Here is an 11,253-nt window from a genome sequence, read left to right on the forward strand (position 1 = left end):
ATTTGCCCGGTAGGCCATAGCCTAAAAACGTGAGGTCAGGTCGCTGCTTCAACCAGTTCATAATCGGTTTCGCTTTTTTGGACCGCTCATCATTGCCGTAAAAGCAGCGGTCATATAAAAACGGCGGAATGGCAAAGACGGCGTTTGTCCATTCGTTCGTTTCCGCTTGAAAGAGAAAGCCGCGGACGTTTTCCGTCTGCGGATCGATGCCAAGCGGCGAAAAGCGGCAGACAGAAATGCCGTAGCGTCTGGCGCGTTTCGCCACCTCGGTGCAATACGCGCGGTCTTGCTGTTCGTCAAGGGTGACAAAACCGAGTGAAAGCAAAACGGTTCACTCCTTTTCCTCCATCAATGTCAAACTATAGTCGACGATCGCCTTGGCCGACGGGCGGACCGATTGGTAGGAAACGGCCATATCCGTCTGTTTCGACGGCTTCGTATTCACCTCGATGATCCACGGCTGGCCATGGATGTCAATGGCAAGATCGACGCCAAACTCTCCATACAGTCCTTCCGCTTCCGAGGCGAGAACGGCGGCGGATTCCAGTGCGATTTCTTTCAGAAGCTGTTTTTGCTGGAACGCGTCAGCTCTCGTATACCACTTCCGCAAGACGTCATTGACCGCCATCAGTTCTCCGCCGCGGGCAAGGTTAGCGACAAACTGATCGGGTGGTGCTACGCGGGCGACGGCGGAAGTGACGCGCCAATCGTTGTGGCGGATGCGATGACAAAGCAGGCGAAAATCGACCGGGCGGCTGTCGAGGGTGCGAAGCTCAAGTCCTTGTTGAATGATCATCGGCGTCCGGATTTGTCGCCGCAAAGCGGAAGCTAAAGCGTCCATCGAACGATATACGGCCGTTGAAGCGGAAGTGGAATGGCGAAGACAAATTCCGTCGTCCAAATGTTGGAGGCAGAAAATCCCTCGCCCTTGGCTGCCATAGATCGGCTTGAGAAAGACGGATGGGAAAGCGTCGAGGAATGCCTCAAGCGTATTTTGACCGCTCCAGAGCGCCGTTTTCGGCAAGTGTGGGTGCAAGTACTCGTGCCGCTCAAAATGGCAGTGCACTTCCCATTTATGCAAAAAGCGATGGTTGAATATCACCCCGTTTTCCTCGGCAAGCCGGGCGAGCAGCTCGGCAAACAAAGGGGAGCGTTCGAACTTGCGCGAGTGAAGGCGATTGTAAACGACATCGGCTGGAGGAACGTCCCGCTTGCCCCATCCGCTTTCGGTCCACTGATAGCCGACTCCCTCTAAATAAAGCGGCGGCGAGGACACGTAAAAAAAGAGACCACACTTTCTAGCATATGCCGCCAATTCCTCACAAAAATGATGGATGGAGCCAAAGGCGGCTTGTTCACTTGTTTCATTGATTTCCGTCAGCACGGCCATCGTTCGTTGTTTGCTCATCGCAGTCCCTCATTTGCGCATTCGTCAGGCAAGCTCTATAATGAACAATTAGGCAAACGTTTATATCGCCATCGTATGATGACGGACGCCGTTTGGTGACAGCGGCGGGGACGGAAGGAGAAGAGGATGGAAACGTTCGTTTATTTGCTGTTTATGGTGGCGGTCGGGGCGCTCATTGGCGGGGTGACGAATTTTATCGCCATCGTGATGCTGTTTCGCCCATATGAGCCGATGTACGTGTTTGGAAAACGGCTGCCGTTTACGCCGGGATTGATTCCAAAGCGGCGGCGGGAGCTGGCCGAACAGCTCGGGAAAACGGTCGTGGAGCATTTGGTGACGCCGGAAGGATTGCGGCGCAAACTCATGGATCCGTCCTTTACGGCCGGGATGGCCGAGTGGGGGCGGGAATGGCTTCGAAAGTGGCTTGCGCGCAAAGAAACGCCGGCTGAGTTGCTTGAACGCCTCGGCGTTCGCTCTCCCGCCGAGCGGCTCGAAGCGATGGCGGCCGAGCAAGCTGAGCGAGCGTACGAACGGTGGAGCGAAACGTGGCGTCTGCAGCCGATACGCGATGTATTGCCGGCGGAGTTGAAGCAGACGATGGAAGCACGCGTCGAAAGTCTAGCAGGTTATTTGGCCGACCGGACGCTTGACTACTTTCGCAGCGAGGAGGGAAAGCAACAGGTTTCCAGTATGATCGAGCGTTTTTTCCAAGAGCGCGGGATGGTTGGAAATATGCTGCAGATGCTGCTTGGCAATGTCAATTTCGTCGATAAGGTGCAGGCGGAGCTCGGTAAATTTTTGCGCCATGCTGGCACAAGGGCTGCACTGGCCCGCCTCCTTTGGACGGAGTGGAACAAATGGTTGGACTATCCGCTCGCAACCGTGGAAGAGATGATCGGCCGCCGGCGCATCGATGACGCGGTGCGGTCGGCTGTCCGCCGCTTGGTGCAAAGCGGCGGCTGGCTGCATCGCCCGCTTGATGAGCTGATCGCTCCGTACGAACAACAATTGTTTGACCGCCTGATCCCGCAGGCGGCGGCAACGGCCAGCCGCCTGCTAAGCGGCAAAATCGAGGCGATTGTTGCGCAGCTTGGGTTGGCGGATATTGTCCGCGACCAAGTGGAGTCGTTTTCATTACGACGGTTGGAAGAGATCATTTTATCGATTGCCCGCCGCGAGCTGAAGATGATTACGTATTTGGGCGCTTTGCTTGGCGGGCTGATCGGCGCCGTTCAAGGCGTCATTGGCTTATGGCTGTAAGCTGTGGCATATCGCCTCCAGATGGTGCATACGTTAGAACGTGAACGATATTCGTATAGGAGGCTCTTTTTATGTCTGAAACCCTTCATGCGCTCGCTAGACAGCTTGAGCAGGCGATTCGGGCGAGCGAGCCGTTTCAGCAGCTGAAACGGGCATACGAAGATGTCCGCCGCGATGAAACCGCCTATCGGATGTTCGCTAATGTCCGCGACATCCAGCTCCGGCTCCATGAAAAACAGATGCGCGGGGCGGCCATTTTGCCTGACGAAATCGAACAGGCGCAAAAGACGATGGCGCTCGCCCAGCAAAACGAGAAACTCGCCCGCCTGATGGCGCTCGAGCAGCAAATGAGCATGACCATCGCCGAGGTTCAGCAAATCGCCATGAAGCCGCTTGAGGAGTTGCACCGTTCATTGATGGAAGGAAGATAGGAAAAACACCCGGTCGGGTGTTCTTTTTTTGTCCGTTTCGTCATAGTCATGAAAATGATAAGGAACGCAAAGCCGCCGCCAGCTTGCTGGCGGCGAAAAGAAAGGTTGAGACGGACAAAAGGGGGAGACAGCCGTGTATAAGCTGTTGGCGCTCAACATTGACGGAACGATTTTAAAAAACAACGGCCGCCTGCCGCGCGAAACGAAAGAGGCGGTCGACTATGTGAAGAAAAAAGGAGTTTATGTCACGTTCATCACGAGCCGCAATTTGCTTTCCGCCCGAAAAGTGGCGAAAGCGCTGCGGCTTGATGGGATGCTCATTGCATTCCAAGGAGCGATGATTGCCAGAACGCTTGATGATAAGCTGTTTGACGCCGTGATCCCCGAGGAGCGGACGTTTAATATCGTGCAAATTTTGGAAAACTTCAACTGCAACATCCGCCTCATGCATGAACGGTATTCGCTCGGCAATCGGAAGAAAGTGAAGAAAAACCTTGTCGTGCAGACGGTTCTCTCCTCAAGCGACCCGTTTTTCTATCCGACCCAATTTGTCGATTCACTCGGCGATGTGCTGATCGACGAACCGGTCGCTGTGCCGAAAATTGATGTATATTTTGCCACAGACGAAGAGCGGGATGAAGCGGCCGCTTTATTGACGAAATCGATTCCGTCCATTGATATGATTATGCAGCCAAACGGAAAAATGGAAATTGTCCCGCAAGGGGTGTCTAAACTCGCGGGGTTGCGCCGGCTTGCTCAACATCTCGGCGTATCGTTGAAAGAAACGGTGGTGATCGGTGACGGCCTTGACGACTTGCCGGCGATTGAAGCGGCTGGGCTCGGCGTCGCCATGGGCAACGCACCGCTTGAGGTGAAGCGGGCGGCCGACTGGGTGACGCGTTCGAACGAACAGCTCGGCGTTGCCTACATGGTGAAAGAACATTTCCGCAAACAGCAACGGATCGAGTTTTTGCAAAAACTCAAAACGAAACAGTAAGCAGTCTGAGCGGGGAGCGAACCGTGAGTAGACAACTGGCGCTTGCCGTTTTCGCGAAAATCATAAAAATGAGGCCGGAGCGAATGCCCGGCTTTTTTATCTAGTTGGCCGGGCGGGAAGCATTTCCATAAAGCCGGCGGCGAAGGTGCATTCTTCCGCTTGACGAAGGAAACAGCAGTTCAGTACACTGAAAGAAGTTTGAAAGAAAAGGTGATGAACGTGCGGATCGAAATTCAAGGACTGCCGCATCCGGAACGGTTTCAGCGCCCGCTCGAAGTGATGACCGAGCTGTTCTTCGAAGCGCCGGAGCTGTCGTTGGCGCCGCTTCCCGAGGCCGATATGGCCGCTATGTTTTCCGTCAAGGAAAACGGGTGCATCGCTGTTTCTGGGACGCTTCTCGACAAGACGTCCGGGCGCGTCGAGGAAGCGAGTCATGAACGCAGCGCGCCGGCGGACGCTGACGGGAAAACGTACGAAAAACAGCTGAAAAACGCCGTTTTGCATGTCTATTTGACGTTGCTTGAGCGTTCTACCGGCCTCATTCAGCCGTGGGGCGTGCTGACTGGCGTTCGTCCGGTCAAGCTGCTTCATCAGCTTTTGCGCTCAGGCCTTTCGAAAGAAGAGGCGCACCGGAAGCTGGCTGAAGATTATTTAGTGACAAAAGAAAAAATCGAATTAATGCAAGCGATCGTGGATCGTCAGCTCACGGTCGTTCCGGATTTATACGATTTGGCCCACGAAGTGAGCATCTATATCGGCATTCCATTTTGCCCGACGAAATGCGCCTATTGCACATTTCCGGCGTACGCCATCAACGGCCGCCAAGGGTCGGTCGACGCCTTTTTGGCCGGCCTTCATTACGAAATGGAGGCAGTCGGCCGCTTTTTGCGCGAGCGCGGCATCCGCATCACAACGATTTACTACGGCGGCGGGACGCCGACGAGCATTACGGCCGACGAGATGGACCGGCTGTACGCTCATATGTACGACGTCTTTCCAGATGTCGACCGCGTCCGCGAAATCACGGTCGAAGCCGGGCGTCCGGATACGATTACGCAGGAGAAGCTCGAAGTGTTGAAAAAGTGGCGGATCGACCGCATCAGCATCAACCCGCAGTCCTACATTCAGGAGACGTTAAAAGCGATCGGGCGCCATCATACGGTCGAAGAGACGATCAACAAGTTTCATTTAGCAAGGCAAATGGGTATGAACAACATTAATATGGATTTAATCATCGGACTGCCCGGCGAGGGGCTTTCGGAATTTACGCATACGCTCGCCGAGACGGAGCGGCTCATGCCGGAATCGCTCACCATCCATACGCTGTCGTTTAAGCGGGCGTCGGAAATGACAAAGAACAAACAAAAGTACAAAGTCGCCAGCCGCGAGGAAGTGCAGGCGATGATGAAGGCGGCCCAAGAATGGACAAAGGAACACGGTTATGTCCCTTACTATTTGTATCGACAAAAAAACATTCTCGGCAACCTTGAAAACGTCGGCTACGCGCTGCCAGGGCAAGAGAGCATATACAACATTATGATCATGGAAGAGCAGCAGTCGATCATCGGCCTTGGCTGCGGGGCATCAAGCAAATTCGTCGATCCGAAAACGCGGAAAATCACCCGCCAGGCGAACCCAAAAGAGCCGAAAGTGTACAACGAGCATTTCGCCGAATATACGGAAGAGAAAATCAATATGTTAAAGGAAATATTTGGATAAATGACAACACCCCGGGAACAACCCCGGGGTGTTTTGATTAGCGGTGAAATAAAATGAGCTTGCCGCTGGCATTGACGCAACGGTGTGTTTTGTCCAAACAGCCGCGCTCGCGCAGCTTTTGTTCACCGATTTTTTTCGCTTCTTCATCATTGGCCGCTTCAAACGTTTCATCGAGCAATTTTTCTCCATCGCGCTCAAAAGCGGTCAACGTATACATCGGCATGTCACCATCTCCTTTCGCTGAATCATCATTCATTTCTCTTTCATTAGAGGTTTGATAGGCAAATTCCTGCTTCTGTCTGAAACTTTTTTTGAGACTGCACGTTTTAATAATGTGGGTGGAAAATTTGGTTTACGTTGGGGGAATGTGGATGAGTTTAGAGATCATTGAGGTGACGAAACGGTTTGGTCAGGCGACGGCCGTCGACCATTTGACGTTGACGGTTCCGGAAGGGGAGATGTTCGGATTGCTTGGGGCGAACGGGGCGGGAAAAACGACGACTTTTCGCATGATTTTAGGCCTTCTGCTCCCAACGGAAGGGGTGATCCGTTGGCAAGGCGAACCGATTGATTACTCGAAAAGCCATCTGATCGGCTATTTGCCGGAAGAGCGCGGGTTGTACCCGAAGCTGAAAGTGCAAGAGCAGCTTCTGTATTTAGGGCGGTTGCGCGGAATGAAAAAGATGGATATTCTCCCGGAAATCAACCGCTGGCTCGAGCGCTTCCATATCCGCGATTACGCCAACAAGCGGGTGGAGGAGCTGTCGAAAGGCAACCAGCAAAAAATCCAGTTTATCGCTGCTGTGCTTCATCGACCGAAGCTATTAATCTTGGATGAGCCATTCAGTGGTCTTGATCCGGTGAACGTTGAGCTGTTGAAAGAAGCGGTGCTTGATTTAAAACGGAACGGCACGACCATTGTCTTCTCGAGTCATCGGATGGAACATGTGGAAGAGCTGTGCGAACATGTCTGCATTTTGCGCCGCGGCCGCGCGGTGGTGGCTGGAGCGCTGCGTGAACTGAAACGTTCGTTTGGCAAACAAATACTTGTCATTCAAGGGGACGGGCCGTTTGAAGAATTGGCGCGGTTTCCTGGCGTTTTGCAGTGGAAGCGGACGGCGGAAGGGGTGCGGCTGCAAATCGCCAATGAGGAGACGGCACAAGCGATACTCGGCCATATAGCAGGAAAAGTCGCGGTTCGTCTGTTTGCCTTGGAAGAACCGTCTCTGAATGATATCTTTATTGAAAAAGTAGGTGCGGCGTATGAATAAGTTTTTCCTTGTGGTGGGGCATACGTATGGAACGAAGCTGAGGGCGAAAGCATTTCTTGTGACAACCGCCATCACTTGCCTGTTGATCATCGGGGTGGCCAACATTCAGCCGATCATCGAGTTTTTCACCGGTGATGAAAAGACTCATGTCGCGGTCATTGACCGCACGGGATCTTTGTACGGTCCGCTTGAGAAGCAGGTAAGCCATGACCAAATCGCGTTGACTAAAATTACTGATATGGAAAACGAAGCGAAAGAAGCAGTCAAAGAAGGCAAATGGGACGGATTGCTCGTATTGTCCATGGATGCGGAAGGATTGCCGGAAGCGGTGTATTATGCCAATACGATTGTGGACAATCAGACGCCTGAGGAACTGGAACGAGCGCTAAGCCAGCTGAAAACAGCGCTTTCAGCCGCTAAGCTCGGCCTGACGGATGAACAAATGGCTGAGCTTTACAAACCGGTTCCGTTCCAAAAGGTGGCATTGGAAAAAAACGCGAAGACGGAAGAGGAGTTGAACCAAGCGCGCGCTCTTGTTTATGTCCTTCTTTTCGCGATGTATATGTTTGTTTTGATGTATGGAGGAATGATCGCGACGGAGGTGGCGACGGAAAAATCGTCGCGCGTGATGGAAATTTTAGTGTCGAGCGTTTCCCCGGTCCAACAGCTGTTTGGCAAAATCATCGGCGTTGCTCTTGTCAGCTTGACGCAATTTTTCGTTTTTTTCGCCGTCGCTTTCGCCGCGTTAAAAACGAGCGGGCAGGAAGTGTGGCGCTTTCTCGGATTTGACCACCTGCCGGCATCGATATTTGTGTACGCACTCGTTTTTTTCTTGCTCGGTTACCTCTTGTATGCGGTGCTATTTGCCGTGCTCGGTTCGCTCGTCAGCCGGGTCGAAGATGTGCAGCCGGCGATTACGCCGGTCATGATGTTGGTTGTCGCTGCGTTTATGATCGCGATGTTTGGCTTGAATGCGCCAGAGTCGGCGTTCGTGACCGGCGCCTCGTTTGTTCCCTTTTTCGCTCCGATGCTCATGTTTTTGCGCATCGGCCTCGTTTCCGTGCCAGGGTGGGAAGTGGCGCTCAGCCTCGCGCTTTTAGCGGCGACGATTGCCTTGCTGATCTATTTTGGCGCCAAAGTGTATCGAGGCGGCGTGCTGATGTATGGGCGAATGAACATTTTCAAGGATATGAAACGGGCCATTCAGTTAACAAAAAAATAAACAGCGTGACGGGACGTTTGGGTCAATGTTTCCTTGCCGTTTCGGCAAGGCTTTCTTTTTGCCCTCTAACCGTTATGATATACTAGAAAGTACGTACAGAGAAACGGAGGAGAACGAAGTGGCGAAAGGCATCATCCATTATGAGGTTGGGGAGCAAGTTGATCTCTTTTTGCTCATCAAATCAGCAACGAAAGGCATCGCCAGCAACGGCAAGCCGTTCTTAACTTTGATTTTGCAAGATAAAAGCGGCGACATTGAAGCCAAACTGTGGGATGTCTCGCCGGATGACGAAGAGCGGTATGTGCCGGAGTGCATCGTCAAAGTGGCGGGAGACATCCATAACTACCGCGGCAAATTGCAGCTGCGCATCCGTTCGATCCGTCCCGCTCATCCGGGCGATGCCGTGCGCATCGATGACTTTTTGGAGAAGGCTCCGCTCGGCCGCGAGGAAATGAAGGCGAAAGTCATGGAATACATATTTGCTATGGAAAATCCAAACATCCAGCGCATTACCCGCTATTTGTTGAAAAAATACGAAAAGGCGTTTTTTGAGTACCCAGCGGCGACGAAAAACCATCATGAATTCATCTCCGGACTGGCGTACCACGTCGTGTCGATGCTCGAGCTCGCCAAGGCGCTCATCCATCTCTATCCGTCGCTCAATAAAGATTTGCTTTATGCCGGCGTCATTTTGCATGACCTTGGCAAAGTGATTGAATTATCCGGCCCGGTATCGGCGGCGTATACGCTTGAAGGAAATTTGCTCGGACACATTTCGATCATGGTGAGCGAGATCAGCAAGGCGGCGGAACAGCTCGGCATTCAAGGTGAAGAAGTTGTCATTTTGCAGCATCTTGTGCTCGCGCATCACGGCAAAGCGGAATGGGGCAGCCCGAAGCCGCCGCTTGTCAAAGAAGCCGAGGTGCTTCATTACATTGATAATTTGGATGCGAAAATTACGATGATCGACCGCGCGCTTGAGAAAGTGAAACCAGGTGAATTCACCGAACGCGTCTTTGCCCTTGACAACCGCTCGTTTTACAAACCGGCGTTTTTGTCTGTTTCAAAGCCAAAAAACGCGGGTAGTAAAGAGTAGGGGCGGATCAAGGGAGGGATGGATCATGATCGAACCGATCATTGAAATCGTCCCGACGGCTCAGTATGAACAGGCGAAAGAAGAGTTGAACGAGCTGCGCCGACAGTGGAAGAAAGCGAAGAAGAAAACAAAGAAGAAGCGAAACGAAGCATAAGCGTTGTCCCTAAGAAAGAGGCGGCTTTCCCGCCTCTTTCTTCATGCATACGGCTGCCCGCTCGCGCGTATAGTGTACTAAGACAAGACAAGCATACAAGGGGGAATGGCGATGCTCAGTTTGCCTTGGTGGGTGTATTTGGTTGTTGCCGGCATTATTTTCAGCGGCTATATGACCGTAAAAACGGCGGCGCGCGAGCGGGAAATCGACGAAGCGTTCATTGAAAAAGAAGGGGAGATTTACATGGAGCGCATCCGCCAGGAGCGCGAGCGGCGGAAACAAGCGAAGTCCTTGCAATAGCAGGGGCTTTCTTTTTTGGAAGATTTCATTTGAAAGCGCTTTTTTCGAAAAATTCCCTTTCTTTTTTTCCGAATCGTGTTAGGATAATAATATCAATGGACTACCAGGAGGCAAAGTGAGGGATGACGATGAAACGCGCGTACAACTTCAACGCCGGCCCGTCAGCGCTGCCGCTTCCGGTGCTTGAGCGGGCGCAAAAAGAGCTGCTTAATTTCCAAAACACCGGCATGTCGGTCATGGAACTAAGCCACCGGAGCAAAGAATACGACGCCGTCCATAATGCGGCGAAAGAGCGGCTCAAGCGGCTTCTAAACGTGCCGGACGGATATGACATTTTATTTTTGCAAGGCGGGGCGAGTCTGCAGTTTTCAATGGTGCCGATGAATCTCCTCACGGAAGGGAAGATCGGCTGTTATGTGCTGACCGGAGCGTGGTCGGAAAAAGCGCTGAAAGAAGCGCAAAAAATCGGTTTGACAACCGTCGTCGCTTCGAGCAAAGAAGCGAACTACACATACATTCCGTCGCTTGATGGCGTCCAATGGCCGAAAAACGCCGCCTACGTCCATATTACGTCAAACAACACGATTTTTGGCACCCAATGGCATGAATTTCCAAACACGCCGGTTGACTTGGTCGCGGATATGTCGAGCGATATTTTAAGCCGTCCGTTCGATGTCAGCCAATTTGCCCTCATTTACGCCGGGGCGCAGAAAAATCTCGGCCCGTCAGGAGTCACGGTTGTCATTCTCCGCAACGATTTGCTTGAACGCATTCCGGACGGGCTGCCAACGATGCTCGATTACCGGACGCACCATAAGAGCAATTCGCTTTACAACACGCCGCCGACGTTTGCGATTTACATGCTGTCGCTCGTGCTCGAATGGGTCGAAGAGCAAGGCGGTGTGGCGGCGATGGAAGAGCGCAACCGGCAAAAGGCGGCCGTGCTGTATGAGGCGATTGATGAAAGCGGCGGCTTTTACAAACCGCACGCCGAAAAGGGAAGCCGTTCGCTCATGAACGTCACCTTTACGCTTCCAAATGAGGAGTTGACGAAAACGTTCCTCGCTGAGGCGAAAGAACGCGGGTTTGTCGGGCTCGGCGGGCACCGGTCGGTCGGCGGCTGCCGGGCGTCGATTTACAACGCGGTGCCGCTTGAGGCGTGCGAAGCGCTCGCGTCGTTTATGAACGAGTTCCGCCGCCGTTTTGCCTGAAAATTTCTTCTTCACTTTTACACTGCAAAGTGATATAATGATAGAAAAATTCTCGAGCAAGAGAATAGATGAGGAGAGATGAGGAGAGATGAGCATGAATGTGAGAGCATTAGTATCGATGGCGCTGTTAGTCGGAATCGGAGCCGTGCTGCACGCGGTCATTCCGGGGTTGTTTTTCGGAATG

Annotated in this window: 12 protein-coding genes and 2 pseudogenes; 11 read left to right on the forward strand and 3 right to left on the reverse strand. The window is 52.7% G+C overall.

Translation table 11 applies throughout. The features are described 5' to 3' along the window. Positions 1-325: pseudogene (locus BRO54_RS17670) on the reverse strand (YheC/YheD family protein); the annotation flags it as partial. Positions 326-331: 6 nt separating this feature from the next. After that, entirely contained in the window at positions 332-1,408 is a 1,077-nt protein-coding gene (locus BRO54_RS17675; protein WP_014194982.1) for a YheC/YheD family endospore coat-associated protein, read from the reverse strand. Between the two features lie 126 nt (positions 1,409-1,534). Between BRO54_RS17675 and BRO54_RS17680 the strand changes: the two genes are divergently transcribed. From BRO54_RS17680 to BRO54_RS17695, 4 genes are all read left to right on the forward strand, one after another. Further along, positions 1,535-2,668: a DUF445 domain-containing protein gene (locus BRO54_RS17680; RefSeq protein WP_074044768.1), complete on the forward strand. Its 1,134-nt coding sequence runs from the start codon at positions 1,535-1,537 to the stop codon at positions 2,666-2,668. 71 nt (positions 2,669-2,739) lie between these two features. Then, the gene (locus tag BRO54_RS17685; RefSeq protein WP_074044769.1) at positions 2,740-3,099 is read left to right on the forward strand and encodes a YlbF/YmcA family competence regulator; all 360 of its coding nucleotides are present in this window, start codon (positions 2,740-2,742) and stop codon (positions 3,097-3,099) included. Between the two features lie 133 nt (positions 3,100-3,232). Next, complete coding sequence (locus BRO54_RS17690; RefSeq protein WP_074044770.1) at positions 3,233-4,096, forward strand: Cof-type HAD-IIB family hydrolase; 864 nt, start codon at positions 3,233-3,235, stop codon at positions 4,094-4,096. Positions 4,097-4,309: 213 nt separating this feature from the next. Then, the gene (locus tag BRO54_RS17695) at positions 4,310-5,815 is read left to right on the forward strand and encodes a coproporphyrinogen III oxidase (protein ID WP_074044774.1); all 1,506 of its coding nucleotides are present in this window, start codon (positions 4,310-4,312) and stop codon (positions 5,813-5,815) included. Between the two features lie 37 nt (positions 5,816-5,852). Here the strand turns inward: BRO54_RS17695 and BRO54_RS17700 are convergent, their stop codons facing one another. Continuing rightward, positions 5,853-6,038 carry a YhzD family protein gene (locus tag BRO54_RS17700; protein WP_074044771.1) on the reverse strand — a complete coding sequence of 62 codons (186 nt, stop codon included), beginning with the start codon at positions 6,036-6,038 and terminating at the stop codon, positions 5,853-5,855. A gap of 148 nt (positions 6,039-6,186) precedes the next feature. Here BRO54_RS17700 and BRO54_RS17705 point away from each other — a divergent pair, with 148 nt between their 5' ends. The 7 genes and pseudogenes from BRO54_RS17705 to BRO54_RS20680 all read left to right on the forward strand — a co-directional run. After that, a complete protein-coding gene (locus BRO54_RS17705) occupies positions 6,187-7,086 on the forward strand; it encodes an ABC transporter ATP-binding protein (RefSeq protein ID WP_074044772.1) in 900 nt (299 codons plus the stop codon). After that, the gene (locus tag BRO54_RS17710; RefSeq protein ID WP_074044773.1) at positions 7,079-8,308 is read left to right on the forward strand and encodes an ABC transporter permease; all 1,230 of its coding nucleotides are present in this window, start codon (positions 7,079-7,081) and stop codon (positions 8,306-8,308) included. The genes BRO54_RS17705 and BRO54_RS17710 overlap by 8 nt, the downstream gene beginning before the upstream one ends. Positions 8,309-8,426: 118 nt before the next feature. Next, complete coding sequence (gene yhaM, locus BRO54_RS17715; RefSeq protein WP_013146238.1) at positions 8,427-9,404, forward strand: 3'-5' exoribonuclease YhaM; 978 nt, start codon at positions 8,427-8,429, stop codon at positions 9,402-9,404. Positions 9,405-9,429: 25 nt separating this feature from the next. Beyond that, a complete protein-coding gene (locus tag BRO54_RS17720; protein ID WP_013523055.1) occupies positions 9,430-9,558 on the forward strand; it encodes a hypothetical protein in 129 nt (42 codons plus the stop codon). A 111-nt stretch (positions 9,559-9,669) separates the two neighbouring features. Beyond that, a complete protein-coding gene (locus tag BRO54_RS17725) occupies positions 9,670-9,858 on the forward strand; it encodes a sporulation YhaL family protein (protein ID WP_015374033.1) in 189 nt (62 codons plus the stop codon). Positions 9,859-9,986: 128 nt separating this feature from the next. Further along, positions 9,987-11,069 (forward strand): 3-phosphoserine/phosphohydroxythreonine transaminase, encoded by a 1,083-nt coding sequence (gene serC, locus BRO54_RS17730; protein ID WP_074044775.1) that lies wholly within the window; start codon positions 9,987-9,989, stop codon positions 11,067-11,069. A 94-nt stretch (positions 11,070-11,163) separates the two neighbouring features. After that, a pseudogene (locus tag BRO54_RS20680) lies at positions 11,164-11,253 on the forward strand (tryptophan transporter); the annotation flags it as partial.

Origin of the sequence: Geobacillus proteiniphilus (assembly GCF_001908025.1) — a bacterium.
GTDB lineage: Bacteria > Bacillota > Bacilli > Bacillales > Anoxybacillaceae > Geobacillus > Geobacillus proteiniphilus.